This window comes from Streptomyces sp. P1-3 (genome assembly GCF_050613155.1).
GTDB lineage: Bacteria > Actinomycetota > Actinomycetes > Streptomycetales > Streptomycetaceae > Streptomyces.
In genome coordinates, this window is record NZ_CP192512.1 from 7,383,194 (window position 1) to 7,403,225 (window position 20,032).

Below are 20,032 nucleotides of genomic sequence, written 5' to 3' on the forward strand. Positions count from 1 at the left end.
CGGGGCAGACCGCGCTTCACCCACGTCGTTCCTCCCGGGACACCTGCTTGTCGACGCGATCAGTGTGCCATGACCGCCCTGAATCGAACAGACTGCCTTCGCTATTCTGCAATTCGCAGATCGCCTCTTGCCAAATGATGGTCGCAACAACGATAGTGACGTGGCGGCACGGCCAACTCGGCCGCGCAACCGAGGATTTGCAGCACCCAGGCCCCCACAGGTAGATGGAAGGCGCATGGCCGTGGCACTACCTCAGCGCAGCACGATGATCCGCCTCCTGCCCCCGGGCGGTGTCGAGACCGGCCTGTGCCACGAAAGATTCCAACTGCCCGCGCGGGGAACCTCCGTGGCCGCGGCCCGGCGCCGGGTCCGTGTGCATCTGCCCGCGTGGGGCTTCTGCGCCGACCTCTGCGACGCCGTCGAACTGGTGATCTCCGAACTGGTCACCAATGCCTTGGTGCACACGGCCAGCGAGCAGATCCTGTGCGTGCTGCGGGCCGAAGCGGAGGTGTTGTACGTCGAGGTCGCCGACCAGGGCGGGGGACCGGTCGGACCCTCGGCGCGGCAGGCCGGCGCGGGCGACGAGAGCGGGCGCGGGCTGATGCTCGTGTGCGCCCTGGTCGACGCGTGGGGGGACCGGCCCGCCGCGGGGGGCGGCCGCGTGGTCTGGGCGCGCTTGAGGCGCTGACCGCGGCCGGCCCGATCGTCCCCGAGCTCCCTCTGGCGCCGAACACGCCCGAGAGGGAGCTCGGGGAGCGGCCAGGAGCGGGGCGCCGCCGGCGGCGTGCACGGCTTCCGGCGAGCCGCCCGGGACCGCCGATCCCCCAGGGCTGGGTCCGGGCCGAGCCTCAAGGATGGGACGCCGACCCGTACGGCGCCTAGCATGTGCGCGTGTCCGCCGTCCCACGCCGCTCCCTGCTGGCCCTCGCCCTCACCGCGGCCGGCGGTCTCACGGGCGGCTGCGACGCCTCCGGCCCGCGCGGCACGATCCGGCTGGCCACCGGCCCCGAAGGCGGCCCGTACGCCGTCTTCGGCAGCCGCCTCGCCGACGAGGTGCACCGCGCGCACCACGAGCTGACCGTACGGGTGCTCACCACGGCCGCCAGCGTGGAGAACCTGCGGATGCTCGCCGACGGGCGGGCGGACGTGGCACCGGCCCTCGCGGACAGCGCGGCGGACGCGGCGGCGGGCCGCGGCACCTTCCGGCGGCCGGTACCGGTGGCCGCCCTCGCCCGGCTCTACCTCAACTACCTGCACCTCGTGGTACCCGCCGACTCGGCGATCTACGAGCCCGCCCAGCTCGCCGGGCGCACCATCTCGCTCGGTGCCGCCGGGTCCGGCACCTCCGTGAGCGCCGGACGGGTCCTCGACGCCGCCGGAGTGCGCTCCCCGCGCGACGTACGGCTGGGGCTCGGCGAGTCCGTGGCGGCGCTGCGCGAGGGTGCCGTCGCCGCGTTCTTCTGGTCCGGCGGAGCCCCCACCCGGGCCATCGCCGAACTCGCCCGCGAGCTGCCCGTACGGCTGGTCCCGCTGGGCGACCTCGCCGCGCGGCTGCGCCGGGCGCACGGCCCCGTGTACGAGACCGTCTCCATACCCGCGGGCGCCTACGGACACGGCGGCCCGACCGCGACCGTGGGGACCCCGAGCTATCTGGTCTGCCGCACGGGCCTGGGTGACGACATCGCGCGTGCGGTCACCGAGGTGCTGTTCGAACGCCGGGACCGGCTGCCGGTGCCGGACGCGCCGGGCAGCCGACTGGACGAGCGGTACGCGATCGGCACCGGCGCCGTGCCGCTCCACCCGGGCTCCGCGGCCTACTACCGCTCCGTCCACGGCTGACGGAGCCGTGCGCCCCAGGCGAGCCCGCGCCTGCCCGTACGCGTGCCCCTGCCGGGGGCGGCGGGCGCCGGGCGCCGGCTACGCGGCTGCCCTGTGTGCCCCGGGGTGCCCGGGGGGAGGAGCACTCTCCCCACCCCGCCCCTTCCCGAAACTGGGAGCTGCGCCCCCAGACCCCCACCGGGGCTGCGCCTCCTGCCGGGGTGTGCCCCCAGGCACCTGCGGGGGCGGGTCCCAGACCCTGTGGGGTGCCCCAAAGCCTGCGCCGGGGGCTGCGCCCGCAGCCCCCGCCGGGCGCTGTGCCCCTGAGCGCCGGATGGGGACTGTGCCCCAGGCCCCGGTTGGGGCTCCGCCCAGGCCCCGGGCCCCGGGCCCCGTGGCAGGGCTGGGCTGCTTCGAGCCCGGTCCGGCGTTTGAGGGCGGAACAGGGAAGGGGCGGGGAGGGGAAAGAGCACAGCCGGGCAGGCTCCAGCGGCCCCGTGCACGCCGAACTCGGCGCCGGTCAGGCGCCCGCGCTCGGCCGGGCGCCGGTGACCGACGGCGGCGCCGTGGCGTCGGACCGGGCGTCCGGCAGGCGCAGTTCGACCGCCAGGCCGTGCGGTTCCGCCGGGAGTAGGGCGAGCGTGCCGCCGCAGGCCCGGGCCAGTTCGGCGGCGATGGCCAGGCCCAAGCCGCTGCCGGGGACGTTGCCATGGCTCGGCGAACGCCAGAACCGGCCGAGTGCCGCCGCCCGCTGATCCGGGTCGAGCCCCGGCCCGTCGTCGGCGATCCGCAGCGTGCCCGCGCGCAGCGACACCGTCACCGTGCCGCCGTCCGGTACGAACTTCGCCGCGTTGTCCAGGGCGATGTCGGCGATCCGGGCGGCCGCGGCGGGCAGTCGGCCGGTGTCGTGGAGCCGGAGGTCCAGTGTCAGCCCACGCACGCCGTACACCTCCCGCCACGCCGCCAGCCGCTGCCGCAGCTCACCGGCCGGGACCGGCTCCGGCGCCGCGGCGTCGGCCTCCACCCGGGCCAGGGCCAGCAGATCCTCCAGCAGCCGGGCCAGCCGTTCCACTTCCGCGAGCGCCTCGGTGTACTCCGCGCTCCCCGCCGCGGTCAGGTGCGGCTCCAGGTTCTCCAGCCGCAGCGACAGCACGGTCAGCGGGGTACGCAGCTCGTGCGAGGCGTCCGCGACGAACGCCCGCTGCCGGTCCAGCGCCGCCGACACCGCGTCGGCCATGGCGTTGAACCGCCGCTCCAGCAGCCGCAGTTCCGCCGGCCCGCGGTCGGCCGCGCCCACGCGCGCGTCCATCCGCCCCTCGGCGATGGCCCGCGTGGTGGCGTCCAACTCCGTGACCGGGCGCAGGATCCACCGGGCCAGCCGCCGGGCGGCGAACAGCGCGCACAGCACCGCGACCACCGAACCGGCGCCGACGGCCGCCCAGACCCAGGCCACGTCCCGCCGCGCCGCCGCGGTGCCCGCCCGCAGCACCACCACCCCCGAGACCTGCGCGTCCCGGCCGACCGGTTCCGCGACCACCACCGCCCCCGGGCCGAAGGGGGTGACCAGCGGCAGGCTGCCGGTCGTACGGCCGGACAGGGCCCGGTCGGCGGCCTCCGCCTGCCACGCCCCGCCTCCGGTGACCGACGCGCCGTCCCGGTCGCGGATCTCCACCGGCGTGCCGTACAGCAGCGTGTAGCGCCGCACCTCCAGGGCGAGACCGGAGGTGTCCCCGTCCCGGATCGCCTGGTCGGCGAGTTCGGCGAACCGGGTGGCGTCGGCCCGCCGCTCCAGCAGCAGCTGCCCGGTCCGATGCGAGGAGTACGCCAGGGCACACGGCACGGCGAGCGCGGTGACCAGACAGGCGACCAGAACGGTGTAGACGGTCAGGATCCGGCGGCGCATCCGCCCGTCCCCAGCCGGTACCCGGTGCCGCGCAGCGTCTCGATCAGCCCCGGACAGCCCGTCTTCGCCCGGATGCCCGCGATGTGCACATCCAGCGAACGGGAGGCGGAGAGCAGCACATCGCCCCACACCGCGTCCAGGATCTCCTCGCGGCCGCGGACCACCCCCGGCTCGCGCGCCAGCAGCGCCAGGACGTCGAACTCGCGCCGGGTCAGCTCCACCGGCCTGCCGTCCGCCTCGACCCGACGGGCCGCCAGATCGATCCGGACCCCGCCCGCGGCCGCCACCACCGCCGGTCCGGGGGCCGCGAGCGGCCGGGTGCCGCGCCGCACCACCGCCTCCATCCGCGCGATCAGCTCGGCCGTACGGAACGGCTTGACCAGGTAGTCGTCGGCGCCGCCGCGCAGCCCCCGCAGCACGTCGCGCTCCTCGGTCCGCGCGGTGACCACGATGACCGGGACGGCCGAGACCCGCCGCAGCCGGCGCAGCGCCTCCAAGCCGTCCATGTCCGGCAGCCCCAGATCGAGCAGGACGAAGTCGGCGCCGTCTTTGAGTCGCAGTGCGTCATCGGCGCGCCCGGCACGGACGACCTGGTGTCCGTGCCGGGCGAGCGAGGCGGTCAGCGCGGCCGCCAGCCGGTCGTCGTCTTCGACCAGGAGAACGTGCATGCGCGTAAGGGTAAGCGGCGCCGCGGTGCTCAGACAGCGGCTTGTTCGGGCCGTTGCCGGTCGGCCGGAGCATCGGTGGCTATGGCGGCTCCGGCGTCGTCCTCCGCGGTGAGCGCGGTGCCGCGGGTCTCGCGCATCGTGAGGTAGACGACGAGGGACACGGCGGCACATCCGGAGACATACCAGTAGAAGCCGGACTCCGCGTCCGCGTTCTTGAACCACAGCGCCACATACTCCGCGGTCCCGCCGAACAGGGCGTTGGCCAGGGCGTAGGGCAGCGCCACGCCGAGCGCTCGGACCTGCGTGGGGAACAGCTCGGCCTTCACCACCGCGTTGATCGAGGTGTAACCGGTGACGATCACCAGGGCCGCGAGCGACAGCAGCAGTGCCCCGCCGAAGGTGCTGGTGTGCGACAGCGCCGTCATGATCGGCACCGTGCAGAGCATGGAGCCGATACCGAAGCCGATCAGCAACGGGCGGCGGCCGATCCGGTCGGACAGCGCCCCGGCCAGCGGCTGGAGCAGCATGAACAGGAACAGCGCGCAGAAGCTGACCAGGGAGGCGTCGGACTTGCTCAGCCCGGCCGTGTTCGACAGGTACTTGGTGAGGTAGGTCGTGTACGTGTAATACGCCACCGTGCCGCCCATGGTCAGCGCCATCACCAGGACGAACTCCCTGCGGTGGCGCAGCAGCCCGCGGAGCGTCCCGCGCTCCTGCTCCGCCGCGGCGCCCTCGCCCCCGGCGCCCCCGGCGCCCTCGGCGGCCTCGTACGCCTCCGTCTCCAGCAGGTTCCGCCGCAGCCAGAACACCACGGCCGCGCCGACCGTGCCCACCAGGAACGGGATCCGCCAGCCGTAGGAGTGCAGCGCGTCGTCGGACATGGTGTGCTGGAGCATGATCAGCAGGCCCAGGCCGCACAGCTGACCCAGCGTCATGGAGACGTACTGGAAGCTGGAGACGAAGCCGCGGCGGGCGGGCTGCGAGGCCTCGGTGAGGTAGGTGGCGCTGGCGGCGTACTCCCCGCCCACCGAAAGCCCCTGGAGCAACCGGGCGATCAGCAGCACCACGGCGCCCAGATAGCCGGCCTGGTCGTAGGTCGGGGCGACGGCGATGAGCAGGGCGCTCACCGACATCAGCGTCACGGTGAGGGTGAGGGCGGCCTTGCGGCCGCGCCGGTCGGCGTACCGGCCCAGCAGCCAGCCGCCGATGGGCCGCATGAAGAAGCCGACGGCGAAGATGCCGGCGGTCTTCATCAGCTGCGCGGTGTCGTCGCCGCTGGGGAAGAACGCCCCGGCGAAGTAGGTGGCGAAGCTTGCGTAGACGAACCAGTCGAACCACTCGACGAGATTGCCGATCGAGCCGCCGATCACGGCCCTCCAGGGCGTTCGGGCGCGGGGCGCGGATGCGGACTCGGTCGCCGGAGCGGACTCGGACGAGGACGCGGACTCGGACTCGGACTCGGTCACGGAAGCCTCCTTACAGGTGTGCGGGCCGCGGCGGCGCTCCGAGCGGGGAGCGTCGCCGCGGGTCGCAGCTTCCGCGCCGAGGCCCACCCGCGTACAGGCCAGGTGCCCAGAGCTAACATCCCGTTAACACAGGCGGTGGATTCCTCTCTACCGGAGACCGGCAGGCGCTCAAGCTCTTGAGCGGGTCTCAGGAGGTCTGTCTTCCGGTGGTGCGGTGGTGGGCTGCGTGCCGGCGCCACTGGGCCACTTGACGCACGGATGTGCCGCGACCGCATTGTTGGTTAGGGTGGCACGTAGAGACTGATTCCGATGCCCTTGGCCAGGGTGATGGACAGGCTGGCGAGTTCAGGGCTGCACAGGCTGATGGCTCCCGCGCGGGCCAAGTCAGACACGACGGGGGGCTCCTTGGTGGGGAGTTGGCGCCAGCAGAAGCCGAAGGCCACGTCGACGAGCGTCAGTGGCGTTGGATCGCTTGGCCGGAGCGGGTCTGGAAGTCGGCCCGGCCCAGCCCAGTTCGCACGTGACGTGTTTTGCACCCCGCCGTCGGGGGGCGCGGTGGGCGTGTGACCGGCCGGTCGGCGTCCGTGGTGCTGCCCCCATCGCTGCGCGTGTGGCTCGGGCTGATTGCGGCCCTCGCCGCGCTGGTGGTCGTCGTGCTCGGGGTCCTGTACGCAGGCCACAGCGAGCCCGGCACGGTGGACAGGTGGATCATCCAGCCGACGGCGGACAGTGTGCGGCCGCCGTGGCGGAACGTCGCGCTGGCCACGGACTTCTTGGGGGAGCCCGTGGGAGCGGCGACGCTGGTCGTGGCCACCGTGACGGGCTGCCTGCTGCTTCGGCGTCGTCGCGCGGTGGTGCTCGTCGTGGCCGGCGTCTGCCTGACCGTGGGGACGACGACGCTGCTCAAGCCCCTGGTGGGACGCACCATCCACGGCGACGACAACCTGTCCTACCCGAGCGGGCACACCGCCTTCCTCACCGCGCTCGCCCTCGTGGTGGCGCTGCTCGCGTCCGGCCGGCTCGGCCTCGGCAGGACGGCCGGCACGTCACTCGTGCTCGCCGCGGCGCTGGTCGCCGGCGCCGCCATGGGCTGGGCGCAGGTCGCCCTGGGCGCGCACTACCCGACCGACGTCCTCGGCGGCTGGTGCACCGCGCTGGCGGTGATACCGGCGACCGCGTGGCTGGTCGACCGGATGGCTGGCTGGCTGGTCGATCGGATGGCCGACGCCGGTCGGCGGGAGCGTCGCTGACGTCACGTCACGCCAAGCGGCGGAATACGGGCTTCACCGGTCGTCCCGCCAGCCAAGGGGTGGGGTCGGCGGCGTCCAGTGCCTTCCGGTACACCGCACATGCCTGGGCCACCACGTCGACGGTGTGATCGATGTCGGCGTCGCCGAGCGCGCTGCTCACCACGAACGACGGGGCCAGCACCCCGCCTGCGAGGAGCCGGCGCAGGAACAGGGTGCGGTACTGCTGCGAGGGCTGCCGGTTCTCGTCGAGGGTGGCGAAGACCAGGTTGCTGGCTCGGCCTCGGACAACGATGTGGTCGCCGACGCCCATGGCGGCCGCGGCGTCGCGGACACCGGCGGCCAACCGCTCGCCGAGGGCGTGCAACCGCGCGGTGATGCCCTCCTCGGCATAGGTGGTTTGCACGGCCATCGCGGCGGCCAGCGAGTGCGTCTCCGCACCGTGCGTGGTGGACAGCAAGAACACCCGGTCGCCGGAGTGACGCAGCCCGCCCAGCTCCATCAGATCGCCGCGCCCGGCCAGCGCGGAGACGGCGAACCCGTTGCCCAGCGCCTTGCCGAACGTGGAGAGGTCGGGCACGACGCCGTACAGGCCTTGGGCGCCCGCCTCGGACCAGCGCAGGCCGGTGATCATCTCGTCGAAGATCAGTACGCAGCCGTGCCGGTCGGCCAGCTCGCGCAGGCCGGCGAGGTACCCGGGAGTGGGGTCTTCCCTGCTCTGGGGGCCCCTCCCGGCCGAAGGCTGGGGGAGAAGTTGAGAGCTTGGGGAAGGCTCGGTGTGGCCGGCGGGTTCGAGGATCAGGCAGGCGACCTCGTCCTGGTACCGGGTGAGCAGCTCCTCCGTGGCGGCCAGGTCCCCGTAGGGGAACGCCACGGTGAGTTCGGTGGTCGCCGCCGGAATGCCGGCGGACATCGGCGTGGTGCCGATGAACCAGTCGTCGACGGAGAAGAACGGATGGTCGCCGCAGATGGCCACCCGCGGGCGCCCGGTGACGGCGCGGGCGAGGCGCACCGCGGCGGTGGTGACGTCGGAGCCGTTCTTCGCGAACTTCACCATCTCGGCGGTCGGCACGGTGGCCAGGAAGCGTTCCGCGGCCTCGACCTCCACGATGGACGGCCGGACGAAGTTGCTGCCGCGGTCGAGTTCCCGTCGCACCGCCTCGATCACGCGTGGGTGGGCGTGGCCGAGGCTGACCGACCGCAGTCCGGAGCCGTACTCGACGTAGCGGTTGCCGTCGATGTCCCACACGTGGGCACCGCGGCCGTGACTGATGACCGGGGCCAGGTTCTCGGGGTACTGGTCGTCGCCCTTGGCGTAGGTGTGCGCGCCCCCGGGGATCATGGCGTGCAGCCGCTCGTTCGCCGCCCGCGACCGGGGCAGGACGAACTCCTCGGTTCCTCCGGTGTGTTCGGTGTCCACTCCGGCCTCAGCTCTCTCTCTGCTTCAGGACCTCGGCGAGGCTCGGCGCCTCCCGGTCCCGCTGGGACATCGATGTGACCGGCAGCGGCCAGGGAATGGCGAGCTCCGGGTCGTCGAAGGCGATCGTCACGTCCTCGGCCGGATCGTGCGGGCGGTCGATCCGGTACGAGGTGTCAGCGGTATCGGTCAGCGCCTGGAAGCCGTGCGCGCACCCCGCCGGGATGTACAGGGTCACCTGCGTCTCGTCGGACAGCTCGAAGAAAGCCACGTTGCGGTATGTCGGCGAGTCCGTGCGCAGGTCCACGACGACGTCGAAGATCCTCCCGTACGAGCACCGCACCAACTTGGCCTCGCCGGCGCCGGAGCGCAGGTGCAGGCCGCGCAGCACGCCCCGGACCGAGCGGGACAGGCTGTCCTGAACGAAGGCGTCCGGATCGAGACCCACCGAGCGGACCACGTCGGCGTCGAAGGTGCGGCTGAAGAAGCCGCGCTCGTCGGCGTACGGCGTCGGCTCGAACAGGTAGGCGCCGGCGATCGCCGGGATTTCGATCGCTTTCATGGAGTCTCCTGCCGGGCGTGGGCGTGGGCGTGGTCGGTCGCCGGGAACAGGGCCGCGGTCAAGGCGGTGAACTGGTGCTCAAGTCGCCGGACGGCGGCCAGGTTCCGCTCGGTGAGGGTCCGCCGCAGCTCGGCCGATCGCTTCTCCAGCACCCGGAACTGCTCGAGCAACCGGTCGGCGTCGACCTCGCGCGCCGGGTGGCAGTACGCGCCAAGGCCCATCTCCGCCATGAGCGCGTCGCTCTTCGCCGCATAGCAGAGAGCGAGCACCGGCGTACCGGTCTTCAGCGCGCAGATCAGGTTGTGGTAGCGGATCGCCACCACGGTGTCGGCAGCCGCCATCTCCTTCATCAGGTCGGCCAGTGAGGACGGTTCGGCAGCGGTGACCAGCGGTGAGTCCACCGCGTCGAGGATCGCGGCGACCACCGACGCATCGCACTCGTCGCCGGTGAGCAGCCGGACCGGCCTGCCCTCCTCGACCAACGTGCGGACGAACCGGATCGTCCCGTCGAGGTAGCGCCGGTATATCTCCTCGGCGCGGGCGCGGTCGTCGTTGCCGCCGTGGAAGTCCATGACGCCGACGCAGACCGGGCCCGGCGAGCCCGAGGGCGTGCTCGCCTCCGGCGTCGGCAGGGCGAACGCGAGGTCCGGGTAGACCTCGTCGCGCGAAGTGTCCACGCCCATCGCCCGCATCGCGTCACGGGACTGGGCGTCCCGGTACGACCGGTACGCGGCCAGCCGCGCCGACCAACGCACCAGGGCCCGGGTGGGCCGGTTGCCGATCTCGGCGGCGCCGACGCTGACCAGCGCGACCCGGGTGCCGAATAGCCGGCCACTCGCGCAGAGCAGGAACAGCGAGTACGGGAAGCCCCACGGCCGCAGCGGCAGCGTGGCCTCCAGGACACCCATGCCCGGCACGATCACCACGTCGTGCCGGCGCACCCAGGCGGCGGTGCGGAAGACGTCGACGAGTTTGCCCAGCCCCTTCGCCGCGATGGCGCCCGCACGCGACGCGGTCCGGTACTCGCCGCGGTACCAGTGCATCCGGGTCGCGGGGATCCCGAACCGGGCCGCGACGCCCTCCGGCCCGCCGCACAGCGCGTCCACGACCGCCTCCGGGTGCTCGGCGCGCAGGTACCCGAGCACGGCTTCGAGTGACCCGTCGTTGCCGAGGTTGCCGGAGCCGAGCAGGCCGAACACCCCGACGCGCACCGGGGTCTTGTTCGCAGATGTCAAGCCTGCCTCCCCTCACGGCCGGCAACGAGGGCGTCGACGGAGACCGTGAGCAGGGCCGGGTCGACCGGGGCTCGGTCCTCGACCCGTTCGCCGGCGCCCGGCCGGACCCGGCTGGTCATCCATGTGGCCAGGTGGCGGTAGCAGGCGCGGCGGTCGGCCGCGGACAACGGCGCCCGCCGGATGGCCGAAACGAAGCCCCAGACGTACTCGGCGAGCAGGCGGGGCGTCGGGTGCAGCGGGCCTGCCCGGCGCGGGTCCAGGTTGACGCACCGGGAGCGCTTGGAGGGGTTCGCCCGCTCGGCGCGGGTGGGGTGATCGCGGCGGAAGTACAGCAGCTCCGGCACCTGGTGGAAGGGCCCGTGCAGGGTGATCTCGGCGACGAACGTGCGATCCGCGTGGTGGTAGCTGTCGTGCGGCTTCACCCGGCGCAGCACGTCGGCCCGCATCACCCCGTAGAAGTCATCGCCGCCGGGCTCGAACAGCAGACTGCGGAAGCGCTCCGGCGCGTGCGGCGAGTCGGTGGCGAGCCCGTACTCGTACGGGACCTTCACCTGGCCGTCGCCGTCGATGACCGCCTGGCCGCTGTGCGCGAGGATCACGTCAGGCCGCTCGTCCAGCGCCGATACGCAGCGCCGCAGCAGATCACGGCCGTAAAGGTCGTCGTGCGAGGCCCACTTGAAGAGCTCGCCGCGGCACTCGGTGAACACGTAGTTGTGGTTCGGCGCGGCGCCGATGTTCCGGGTCAGCCGGATGTACCGGATGCGCGAGTCCTGCGCGGCGTACTTGCGGCAGATCTCCTGAGTCCCATCGGTCGAGGCGTTGTCGGAGATGACCAGCTCGAAGTCCTCGTACGTCTGGCCGAGCAAGGCGTCGAGCGACTCGGCCAGGTACTCCTCGCCGTTGTACACGGGCAGGCCGATGCTCAGCCTGGGTTGGGCGGTCATGAGGTCCTCACTTCGGGGATGGGGTTGTGGTGGTGCTCGCGCAGGGCGGATCGCAGCTGCAGCCACCACACGGCCGAGCTGCTGACGGTCGCGGCGGCGACGCCCCAGGCCGAGCCGACCGTGCCGGCGACGGCCGCCCCGCCGAGCCCGCCGCTGACGTAGCAGACGGAGGCGAACAGCTGGCAGCGCAGGCTGCGCCGGGCCGCGCCGAGTGCGCGCAGCCCGGCCCCCGCGCCGGTGCCGAGGCCGGCGCCAGCGACGCCGAGGGTGACCGGCACGATGAGTTCCGAGGCGGAGTGCCAGACGCCGCCGAGGACCAGCTCGCCGAGCCGGTCGGGCATCAGCAGCAGTGCCCCGCCCCAGAGCAGCGCGGCGGCGGCCTGCCCGCCGCCCAGCACGAGGCAGAACGCGCCGAGGCGGTGCGGGGCCTGCCGCAGCACCCGTGCCGCCTCCGGGACGGTGACCAGCGACAGCCCCATCAGCACGGCGAGGAACGGGCCGAGCAGGAGCTCGGCGCCCCGCACCGCACCCACCGCGCCTACCCCGACGATCGCGCCGAGCCCGTACGCCCGCAGCTGGCTCGCGCCGCTGAGGCTGACGTTCTCGACCAGGTACCGGTAGCCGAGATCGCGCTGCTCGCGAAGCCAGCCGCGCGCCTCGGCCATCCGGGGCCAGATGCCGGACTGGATGTACCCGTACGCCGCCGCCACCGTGGCGGACGCGCCCCAGGCGAGCACGAAAGCGGCCACGCTGCCCACACGGGCCGCCACCACCATGGCCGGGACGAGCGCAATGCCCCACACGACGTCGTTGCCGAACGCCTTCCGCCCGGTGCCGGCGGCGAAGAACGAGAACCGCCAGGCGTCCTGGAGTAGTAGCCCCGGCAACATGACGCCAAGGGCGGCGAACGCGGGCCCCACGCGGCCGCCGAGGCCGAGCCCGGCCACCAGACACGCCGCGCCGAGGGCCGCACCGACGCCGAGTGCGGTACCCGTCGACCGGGCCACCGCTCCGCGCCAGGACGCGTCCGGCACGCCGCTGAAGCGCACCACGAGCGGGTCGGTGGCCAGCCCGCGGGAGACGTTGAGCACCACGCCGTAGGTCACCCAGGCCAGGCTGAACACGCCGAACGCGGTCACCCCCAGCGAGCGGGCCACGTAGATGCCCACCACGAAGTTGCTGATGCTGGAGGCTGCCTGGTCGGCCAGTCCCCAGGACAACCGGCCGACGAGGGCCCTCCTGGCGGTCGCCGCCTTTGGCCTCGTCTTCTCCCCCTCGATGGTCATCGGCGTCATGCCTTGATCAGCCCGGCGCCGTGCAGGGCGTCGGCCGCGACGGCAACGGTGTCGAACGGCAGCCCGGACCGCTCGGCGACGTCCAGCAGACTGTGCTCGCCGTCGGACAGGTTGAGCACCCAGAGCATGGCCATCTGGGCCTGCTTGGTGTCACTGCGGCCGCCGAGCGCGTCGTACAACCCACGTCGGCCCAGCTGTGGTTCGCCGTAGGGGCTGAGGTTGACGTACCGCCGGTTGCGGTCCAGCACGGCGAACGCCTCGCGGCAGACAGTGAGCGTGTCCGCCATCGCCTCCGGGGAGACGAAGTCCGGGTTGTCCGCCGAGGTGTGGTACTCGGGGTACCCGGCGTACGGGGTCCGGCTGAGCGAGCCCACGCCGAGATTGAACCCGGGCGAGCAGTACTGCCGCTCGTCGTAGCCGTACGGGGTGAACTCGTTGACGCGGTACGGGCGTTCGGATGCGGTCAGCACATGCCGCATCACCCGGTCGATCTCCGCGTCGCCGCGTCTGCTCTGCTTGTACGTCAGTTGGCCCGAGTCTCCGGCGCAGGCCAGCACGAGGCCGTGCCTCACCCGTTCCACCCGCTCCGCGTTGCGGGCCAGCCAGGTGATCGCCCCGATGGTGCCGGGCGCGTAGATGAACCGGTAGGTGTAGTACGGCGTTTCCTGTGCCACCGTCCGGGCCAGGAACGTCGCCACCGCGATGCCTGCCAGGTTGTCGTTGGCCAGCGACGGGTGGCAGACGTGGCAGGAGACGATCACCTCGTCCGGGACCTGACCGGGAATCACATGCTCGGCGTAGGTGAGGTGGCCGTCTTCCAGCGTGGAGTCGATGCGTACCTCATACTCGCCGTCCGGCAGCGCGTCCAGGGCCTCCTGGGCCAGGCAGAACCCCCATTCCGGCTTGTAGTAGCTGGTGCGGTACGGCACCCAGGCCGGGTGGTCCGGCAGGGTGTGCAGGTGTTCGCGCAGCTCGGCCAGCGGCATGGTGGTCGACACCGGGATGCTGTAGCCGAGCACGTGCAGGCTGGACGCGGCGAAGTCGACGACCCGGTTGCCGGCGCTGTCGGCGATGTACGCGTCCCGGATGTTCCACTCCTGCGGCACCGTCCAGTCGAGCACCTGCGTCCCGGTCGGCACCTCGTGCACCTGTAGCGGGACGTATTCGCCGACGATCTCCAGAGTGGCGCGCACACCGTCGCCGGTGATGCTCCGGCACAGCGGGTACAGCCGCTCCACCAGGGCGTGCATCTCTTCGCCGACTGCGGTCATCGGCGCCACCGCAGGGTGTCGTCGACGGCGCCGGCGTCGGACGCCGCGCGCAGCACGGCAAGGCGGGTGAAGCGGCGCTCGAAGTCCTCCCGGGTCAGCCCGTGTTTCCGGTAGGCGTCGGCGAGTTCGAGCGCGCCCTGCTTCACCGTCCACTCGCAGTCGAAGCCGGGCACCGCGGCGCGGAACCGGGAGAAGTTCACCCGGTACGACCGCGGATCGGCACCGGTCTCCCCGGTGATCACCACCTTCGCGCCGGACACCGCCTCGGCGACCTGTTCGGCGATCTCGGCGACCGTGACGTTGTTGATCTCGCTGCCGATGTTGAACGCCAGGTCGTGCACCGATTCCCGCGGCGCGGTCAGCGCGGCCGCGAAGGCCCGTGCGATGTCGGCGGCGTGCACCAGCGGGCGCCAGGGGGTGCCGTCGGAGAGCACCAGCACCTCGCCGGACAGGAGCGCGTGGCCCACCAGGTTGTTCAGCACGATGTCGGCGCGCAGCCGGGGTGAGTGGCCGAAGGCGGTGGCGTTGCGCATGAACACCGGGCTGAAGTCGCCGTCGGACAGGGCGTGCAGGTCGTCCTCCACCCGCACCTTGGACTCCGCGTACGGCGTCACCGGGCGCAGCGGGGCGTCCTCGGTCACCAGGTCGTCGCCGCCGGCGGCGCCGTAGACCGAGCAGGTCGACGCGTACAGGAAGCGCCGCACTCCGGCGTCGCGGGCCAGCCGGGCCAGCCGTACGGACGCGTGGTGGTTGATGTCGTAGGTGAGCTCCGGCGCCAGCGATCCCAGCGGGTCGTTGGACAGCGCGGCCAGGTGGATCACGGCGTCCACCCCCGCCACGTGTTCGGCCGTGACGTCGCGCAGGTCCACCCGATGCCCCTGCGGGTCGGCGGGCGACGGGCCGAGGACGCAGTCGGCGAACAGGCCGGTGTCGAGGCCGACGACCTCGTGCCCGGCGGCCGCGAGGACCGGGGCCATCACGGTGCCCAAGTAGCCCTGGTGTCCGGTCAGTAGTACGCGCAAGGTTCATTCCCCCAGGTTGAGCGTGAGTTTGGTGACGGCGAACGCCTCGGCGTATCGCGCGTGGCATTCGATCCCGCGGATTCGTGCGAGGCCGAGGAAGGCTTCCCGGTCGTACCAGGGTCGGTGCCGCTGCGAGGGGTAGTGCTCCTGCAGCAGCCGCACCTTCTGTTCGGCGATCTCCGGCGCCAGCGGCTGGTACGCCGCCGGACGGCCGAGATCGCCGTCCCACTTGACGATCTCGTAGCCGAGCACGAGGTGGTCGCGGAATGCCGTGGGCAGCAGCTGCGCCAGGCCGCGGTGGTCCTGGTGCGCGTCATCGGTACGCGGGGCCAGCACGAGATCCGGCTCGGTACGCTCGCGCAGCTCCTCGACAGCGGCCTTGGCCTCCTCCCAGTGCGCGGGCATCCGGCCGTCCGGCAACTTGAGCACGGTCAGCCGCAGGTCGGCGCCCGGGCAGAAGGCGGCGAGCGCGGCCTGCTCCTCCTGCTCCCGCTCGCTGCCACCGCCGGAGAGCACCAGCGCGTCGACGCGGATTCCCGGCCGCGCGCGGCACAGCGTCAGCAGCGTGCCGCCGGCACCGATGGCGATGTCGTCGCAGTGCGCCCCTACCGCGACCATCCGATCCAGGGGCCCGGCCCCGAGCCGGATCACGCGGTCCTCACACCGGCGCTCGCCCCCGCGCCGTCCCGTTCCCACACGGCCCACGGGCGGTCGCCCCGGGCGTAGGCGTCGTCGAGCGCGGCCCGCTCCTTCACGGTGTCGGTCGGCTTCCAGAAGCCGCGGTGCTGGTGCGCCACCAACCGGCCGCGCTTGGCCAGTTGGGCGCATCCGTCGGCGACCAGGTCCCCGTTCTCCGGTATGTGGTCGAAGACCTCCTGGCGGAGCACGAAGTAGCCGCCGTTCTCCCACAGCGGCAGTTCGCTCACCGCGGTGATGCCCCCCACCAGGCCGTCCTCGCCCAGGTCCACGCAGTGGAACGAGGACTGCGGCGGCACCACCATCATCGACGCACCGGCGTCGCGCCGGGCGAACCGGTCGATCATCTCCGGCAGCGGGGCGTCGGTGAGCACGTCGGCGTAGTTGGCGAGGAACATCTCGTCGCCGTCCAAGTGGTGCCGCACCCGGCGCAGCCGCTCCCCGATGGGTGACTCGATGCCGGTCTGCGCGAACGTGATCGTCCAGTCCGCGATGTCGGTGGACAGCAGCTCGGTCCGCCCGCCCCGCAGCACGAAGTCGTTGGACGTCGTCTCCTCGTAGTTGAGGAAGAAGTTCTTGATGTGGTGCGCCCCGTACCCGAGACACAGGATGAACTCCGTGTGCCCGAAGTACGCGTAGTAGCGCATGACGTGCCAGATCAGCGGCCGCGGGCCGACCATCGCCATCGGCTTGGGCACGTCGTCTGCGGCACCGCTCCGCATCCGCATCCCGTAACCGCCGCAGAACAGTACGACCTTCATGCCTTGACCTCGACAATGCTCAGTTCCGGGATGGGAAAGACCAGCCGGCCGCCCCAGGCGTGCACGAAGGACAGCTGCTCGACCAGCTCGGCCCGCAGGTTCCAGGGGAGGACGAGCACGTAGTCGGGTCTGTCGGCGGCTATCTGCTCGGGCGGCAGGATCGGGATGCGGGTGCCCGGGGTGAACCTGCCGTGCTTGTAGGGGTTGCGGTCGACCGTGTACGGGAGCAGGTCGGGCCGGATGCCGCAGTGGTTGAGCAGGGTGTTGCCTTTGCCCGGGGCGCCGTAGCCGACGACCGTCTCGCCGCGCTCGGCCGCCTCGATGAGGAACCGCAGCAGGTCCCGGCGCACCTTGGCCACCCGAGCGGAGAACTCGGTGTACCCGGACAGCTCCTGCAGCCCGGCGGCCTTCTCCCGTGCCAGTACGTCGGCCACCCTTCCCCAAGCTCTCGACTCCGCTCGAGCAGGGGATACCCCATTGGTCGGCTCGCCGGCCATCTCGGCCGGCCGGGCCCACAGCCTGATGGAGCCGCCGTGCGTGGGCAGCAACTCGACGTCCACGAGCGTGAGTCCGCCGCTGGCCAGCGCCCGGATCGCGGAGGCGACCGTGTAGTACTGGAAGTGCTCGTGGTAGATCGTGTCGTACTGGTTCTCCTCGATCAGGGTCAGCAGGTGCTGCACCTCGATGGAGACCCAGCCGTCGTCGGCGACCAGGGCGCGCAGCCCCTGGGTGAACCCCACCACGTCGGGGATGTGCGCGTACACGTTGTTGGCCACGACCAGGTCCGCCGGACCGTGCTCGGCGCGGACGGCGGAGCCGGTGTCCGGGCTCAGGAACTCCGTGAGCGTGGGCACACCCGCATCCCGCGCCGCGGCGCCGACGTTCTCCGACGGCTCGATGCCGAGGCAGCGGATCCCCCGGTCCACCACATGCCTCAGCAGGTACCCGTCATTGCTCGCGACCTCGACCACGAAGGCGTCGGTGCCGAGAGCAAGGCGCTGTACGGCGTCGGCTACGAACGTGCGCGCGTGCTCCACCCAGGACGTCGAGTACGAGGAGAAGTACGCGTACTCCTTGAACGTCTCCTCCGGCGTGATCAGCGGCGGGATCTGCGCCAGCCAGCAGTCGGTGCAGACCCGCAGGTGCAGCGGGTACGCCGGTTCCGGTTGATCCAGTTGGTCCGCGGCGAGAAAGCTCTCACATGGTGGCGTCGCCCCCAGATCGACGACGCTCGCCAGCGACCCCGAGCCGCAGAGTCGGCATCGTGTCATTTACTGCCCCCCATTGATTCGGTCCCCCATTGATTCCGTCCGTCCCGCGATCGCGGTGCGGTACCCCTCCACCAGGCGCTCAAGGCCGACGGCCGGGCTGAACCCCTGCTCGTAACGGCGCCGGGCCGCCTGGCCCATCTCCTGGTTGCGGGTCGGCTCGGCGGTGATCCGGCGTATGCAGGACGCGAGCGAGGCTGCCTCGCCCGGCCGGTGCAGCAGTCCGGTCACCCCGTCCTCGACGAGTTCGACGAAGGCGCCGTGACCGGCGGCGACGGCCGGGACCCCCGCCGCCATCGCCTCCACGACCACCAGGCCGAACGCCTCCAGCCACGTCGAGGGAGCCACCACGGCGACCGACCGCGCGAGGGCCTTCCGGCACTCCGCCGTGTCGTACAGGCCGACGTACCGCACGTCGTCCCGGCCCGCCGCCCAGGCGGTCACCTCCCGCTCCAGCGGCCCCGCGCCGGCGACCACGAGAGGCACGCCCACACCGCCGCCGGCGGCGAGCTCGTCCCACGCGGCCATGAGCAGCCGCACGCCCTTGGCCTCCGCGAGCCGGCCGAGATAGAGCAGATGCTCGCCGGCTTCCTCTCGGCAAGTGCCCGGCTCCGGCACGAAGTTGTGCTTCACTGCAAGGCGCTCGGCCGGCATGCCGGCCCGCACCAGGACGTCGCGCTGCGCCGCGGAGATGCAGAAGAACCGCTCCACGCCGGACCACCACCGCCGCCGGTTGACCGACAGGCTGACCGCGAGCGGCACCGTCGCCAGCCGGGAGCTCCGGTAGCAGCCGTGTCGGACGGCGGGCAGCGGCGTGGACCCGACGCACTCGGTGCACGGCCGGCCGTCCCGCTGCAGCGTGCCGGGCGGGCAGACCTGGGTGTAGTTGTGCAGCGTGGCGACGGCGGGCACGCCGGCGTCGGCGCAGGCGGAAAGCACCGCGGGCGACAGGAGCGGGAAGACGTTGTGGACGTGCACCACGTCCGGCCGCTCCTTGCGCAGCCGGGCGGCGAGTTCCGCGCGGACCGCCGGGTTCCACGGCACGAGGAGCGGCACCGCGGCCTTGGCCAGGAGGGACCGGTCGGCGATGGTGTCGCTGCGCCGCTCGAACACCTCGACCCGGTGGCCGGCCGCGCGCAGCAGGTCCACCTCCTGGTCGACGACCTTGTTCTCCCCGCTCGGCTGCGCCGAGGCGTAGCGGTTGTGCACCACGAGGACGTGCATGCTCAGGTCACCTCCGATCTCTGGGCCCAGCGCGGGATGTGTCGCCGAGGGACTTCGGGCGTCGAGAGGGGAGTGGCCGCGGCAGGTGCCGCAAGCAGCGAGGCCGCCACGGCCAGATGCAGCAGATACGGCGAGGCGTCGCCAAGACCGGCCTCGGTGTACGACGCGATCGCGCAGTAGCTGATCAGGAAGATCGCGCAGGCCCTCTGCAGCGACGGTGGCCGCAGCAACGCGACGCCGCCCAGCACGATGATGATCGCCGCGACGAGGGTGACGCCGACCAGGCCCTGCTCGTGGTAAACGGCCAGCCAGCTGTTGTCGATCGGCAGCCCGCCGAACGACTTGTCGCCCAGGCCCACGCCGAACAACTTCTCCGAGGTCGACCGGGGCGCGGCCAGCAGGGTGTCCCAGACCTTGGCCCGACCGGTGAGGTTGGAGAAGTTCTCCTTGCTCTGTCCGCGCAGGAACCACGCCTGTAGCGCGGAGCTGAACGCCACCGCGGCCACCGTGGCGCACAGCACCGCCCAGGCGAAGAACCGGCGGGCGGCGGCGCTGGTCAGGACGAGCGAGCCGATCGCCAACGCCAGCCCGATGAGCAGGCCGAGCGTGGCCGTCCGGGTGTGGGTCAGCGCGAGCAGGACGAGTGACGGCACGATGACCACCGCAGCGCTGGTCCTGTCGGTCCGGCGGCCCAGAACGAGCAGCACGGTCAGCCCGATGATCACCGCGGCGTACTGTCCGATCTGCGGCGGGGTGAGCGGCCACAGCGCGCCGACCAGCCGCCCGCCGTAGAGCTCGGGCAGGGCCGCGCCGGGTGAGATGACCAGGCCGGCGGCCACCGACCCGAGGACAACGAAGTACATCCGTATGTGGTGCCGGACGAACGTCGGGCCGCCGTCCCACCAGCGGCTGAGCAGCCACAGCGTGCCGACGAAGAGAGCCAGCCGGGCGCAGCGGAACAGCGCGCCGAACCCGGACTCCAGGTTCGCGCTGGAGATCACGCTCGGCACCAGCAGCAGGGTGAGCAGGAACACGAAGGCGCTGGCTCGGATGCGCAGCCGGAGATTGACCGCGAGCGCCAGCGCGAACGCGGCGACCAGCGCGCCCATGGTGACCATCTGGATGAGGGAGCGAGGCAGCGGGATGATGGTCTTCGCCCCGGCGGAGCCGAGCGTGTTGAGGACCAGCAGCCCCCAGGCCGTCCCGACGATCTTCGACGTGTGGTCCGCGACCAT

Annotated in this window: 18 protein-coding genes; 3 read left to right on the forward strand and 15 right to left on the reverse strand. The window is 72.4% G+C overall.

Annotated features, from left to right (window positions below; genetic code table 11):
- The first annotated feature begins 235 nt into the window (after window positions 1-235).
- Window positions 236-688: an ATP-binding protein gene (locus tag ACQUSR_RS31510; RefSeq protein WP_431046451.1), complete on the forward strand. Its 453-nt coding sequence runs from the start codon at window positions 236-238 to the stop codon at window positions 686-688.
- Window positions 689-891: 203 nt separating this feature from the next.
- Complete coding sequence (locus ACQUSR_RS31515) at window positions 892-1,839, forward strand: TAXI family TRAP transporter solute-binding subunit (protein ID WP_431046453.1); 948 nt, start codon at window positions 892-894, stop codon at window positions 1,837-1,839.
- Window positions 1,840-2,338: 499 nt separating this feature from the next.
- On the opposite strand, the gene ACQUSR_RS31520 is transcribed toward ACQUSR_RS31515, so the two are convergent.
- The 3 genes from ACQUSR_RS31520 to ACQUSR_RS31530 are packed head-to-tail and all read right to left on the reverse strand — an operon-like array spanning window position 2,339 to window position 5,759.
- Entirely contained in the window at window positions 2,339-3,721 is a 1,383-nt protein-coding gene (locus ACQUSR_RS31520; RefSeq protein ID WP_431046455.1) for a sensor histidine kinase, read from the reverse strand.
- Window positions 3,703-4,389 (reverse strand): response regulator transcription factor, encoded by a 687-nt coding sequence (locus ACQUSR_RS31525; RefSeq protein ID WP_431046457.1) that lies wholly within the window; start codon window positions 4,387-4,389, stop codon window positions 3,703-3,705. Before ACQUSR_RS31525 ends, ACQUSR_RS31520 begins: the two co-directional genes overlap by 19 nt.
- Window positions 4,390-4,418: 29 nt before the next feature.
- Window positions 4,419-5,759, reverse strand: coding sequence for an MFS transporter (locus tag ACQUSR_RS31530; protein ID WP_431047960.1), 1,341 nt, complete (start codon window positions 5,757-5,759; stop codon window positions 4,419-4,421).
- A 659-nt stretch (window positions 5,760-6,418) separates the two neighbouring features.
- On the opposite strand from ACQUSR_RS31530, the gene ACQUSR_RS31535 reads away from it, so the two are divergent.
- Entirely contained in the window at window positions 6,419-7,105 is a 687-nt protein-coding gene (locus ACQUSR_RS31535; protein WP_431046459.1) for a phosphatase PAP2 family protein, read from the forward strand.
- 7 nt (window positions 7,106-7,112) lie between these two features.
- Here the strand turns inward: ACQUSR_RS31535 and ACQUSR_RS31540 are convergent, their stop codons facing one another.
- The 12 genes from ACQUSR_RS31540 to ACQUSR_RS31595 all read right to left on the reverse strand — a co-directional run bounded on the left by ACQUSR_RS31540 (window position 7,113) and on the right by ACQUSR_RS31595 (window position 20,032).
- The gene (locus ACQUSR_RS31540) at window positions 7,113-8,444 is read right to left on the reverse strand and encodes a glutamate-1-semialdehyde 2,1-aminomutase (protein WP_431047962.1); all 1,332 of its coding nucleotides are present in this window, start codon (window positions 8,442-8,444) and stop codon (window positions 7,113-7,115) included.
- Between the two features lie 85 nt (window positions 8,445-8,529).
- Window positions 8,530-9,081 carry a dTDP-4-dehydrorhamnose 3,5-epimerase gene (gene rfbC / locus ACQUSR_RS31545; protein WP_431046461.1) on the reverse strand — a complete coding sequence of 184 codons (552 nt, stop codon included), beginning with the start codon at window positions 9,079-9,081 and terminating at the stop codon, window positions 8,530-8,532.
- Complete coding sequence (locus tag ACQUSR_RS31550) at window positions 9,078-10,316, reverse strand: polysaccharide pyruvyl transferase family protein (RefSeq protein WP_431046463.1); 1,239 nt, start codon at window positions 10,314-10,316, stop codon at window positions 9,078-9,080. The genes rfbC and ACQUSR_RS31550 overlap by 4 nt, the downstream gene beginning before the upstream one ends.
- Window positions 10,313-11,260: a glycosyltransferase family 2 protein gene (locus ACQUSR_RS31555; RefSeq protein WP_431046465.1), complete on the reverse strand. Its 948-nt coding sequence runs from the start codon at window positions 11,258-11,260 to the stop codon at window positions 10,313-10,315. The genes ACQUSR_RS31550 and ACQUSR_RS31555 overlap by 4 nt, the downstream gene beginning before the upstream one ends.
- The gene (locus ACQUSR_RS31560) at window positions 11,257-12,546 is read right to left on the reverse strand and encodes a hypothetical protein (protein ID WP_431047964.1); all 1,290 of its coding nucleotides are present in this window, start codon (window positions 12,544-12,546) and stop codon (window positions 11,257-11,259) included. The genes ACQUSR_RS31555 and ACQUSR_RS31560 overlap by 4 nt, the downstream gene beginning before the upstream one ends.
- A gap of 5 nt (window positions 12,547-12,551) precedes the next feature.
- Complete coding sequence (locus ACQUSR_RS31565) at window positions 12,552-13,835, reverse strand: DUF4910 domain-containing protein (protein WP_431046467.1); 1,284 nt, start codon at window positions 13,833-13,835, stop codon at window positions 12,552-12,554.
- On the reverse strand, window positions 13,823-14,848 hold the full coding sequence (locus ACQUSR_RS31570) for an NAD-dependent epimerase/dehydratase family protein (protein WP_431046469.1): 1,026 nt from the start codon (window positions 14,846-14,848) through the stop codon (window positions 13,823-13,825). The genes ACQUSR_RS31565 and ACQUSR_RS31570 overlap by 13 nt, the downstream gene beginning before the upstream one ends.
- 3 nt (window positions 14,849-14,851) lie before the next feature.
- Window positions 14,852-15,499, reverse strand: a complete 648-nt coding sequence (locus tag ACQUSR_RS31575) for a PIG-L deacetylase family protein (RefSeq protein ID WP_431046471.1) — start codon at window positions 15,497-15,499, stop codon at window positions 14,852-14,854.
- Complete coding sequence (locus ACQUSR_RS31580; protein WP_431046473.1) at window positions 15,496-16,305, reverse strand: glucose-1-phosphate cytidylyltransferase; 810 nt, start codon at window positions 16,303-16,305, stop codon at window positions 15,496-15,498. Before ACQUSR_RS31580 ends, ACQUSR_RS31575 begins: the two co-directional genes overlap by 4 nt.
- A complete protein-coding gene (locus tag ACQUSR_RS31585) occupies window positions 16,302-17,576 on the reverse strand; it encodes a class I SAM-dependent methyltransferase (RefSeq protein ID WP_431046475.1) in 1,275 nt (424 codons plus the stop codon). The genes ACQUSR_RS31580 and ACQUSR_RS31585 overlap by 4 nt, the downstream gene beginning before the upstream one ends.
- Window positions 17,577-18,797, reverse strand: a complete 1,221-nt coding sequence (locus ACQUSR_RS31590; protein ID WP_431046477.1) for a glycosyltransferase — start codon at window positions 18,795-18,797, stop codon at window positions 17,577-17,579.
- Between the two features lie 2 nt (window positions 18,798-18,799).
- Window positions 18,800-20,032 (reverse strand): O-antigen ligase domain-containing protein, encoded by a 1,233-nt coding sequence (locus ACQUSR_RS31595; protein WP_431046479.1) that lies wholly within the window; start codon window positions 20,030-20,032, stop codon window positions 18,800-18,802.

Coding starts and splice junctions, on each gene's coding strand:
- ACQUSR_RS31560 (WP_431047964.1), bottom strand. CDS start 12,546: ATGACCATCGAGGGGGAGAAGACGAGGCCAAAGGCGGCGACCGCCAGG.
- rfbC (WP_431046461.1), bottom strand. CDS start 9,081: ATGAAAGCGATCGAAATCCCGGCGATCGCCGGCGCCTACCTGTTCGAG.
- ACQUSR_RS31520 (WP_431046455.1), bottom strand. CDS start 3,721: ATGCGCCGCCGGATCCTGACCGTCTACACCGTTCTGGTCGCCTGTCTG.
- ACQUSR_RS31590 (WP_431046477.1), bottom strand. CDS start 18,797: ATGCACGTCCTCGTGGTGCACAACCGCTACGCCTCGGCGCAGCCGAGC.
- ACQUSR_RS31585 (WP_431046475.1), bottom strand. CDS start 17,576: ATGACACGATGCCGACTCTGCGGCTCGGGGTCGCTGGCGAGCGTCGTC.
- ACQUSR_RS31540 (WP_431047962.1), bottom strand. CDS start 8,444: ATGATCCCCGGGGGCGCGCACACCTACGCCAAGGGCGACGACCAGTAC.
- ACQUSR_RS31525 (WP_431046457.1), bottom strand. CDS start 4,389: ATGCACGTTCTCCTGGTCGAAGACGACGACCGGCTGGCGGCCGCGCTG.
- ACQUSR_RS31580 (WP_431046473.1), bottom strand. CDS start 16,305: ATGAAGGTCGTACTGTTCTGCGGCGGTTACGGGATGCGGATGCGGAGC.
- ACQUSR_RS31595 (WP_431046479.1), bottom strand. CDS start 20,032: ATGGTCGCGGACCACACGTCGAAGATCGTCGGGACGGCCTGGGGGCTG.
- ACQUSR_RS31510 (WP_431046451.1), top strand. CDS start 236: ATGGCCGTGGCACTACCTCAGCGCAGCACGATGATCCGCCTCCTGCCC.
- ACQUSR_RS31555 (WP_431046465.1), bottom strand. CDS start 11,260: ATGACCGCCCAACCCAGGCTGAGCATCGGCCTGCCCGTGTACAACGGC.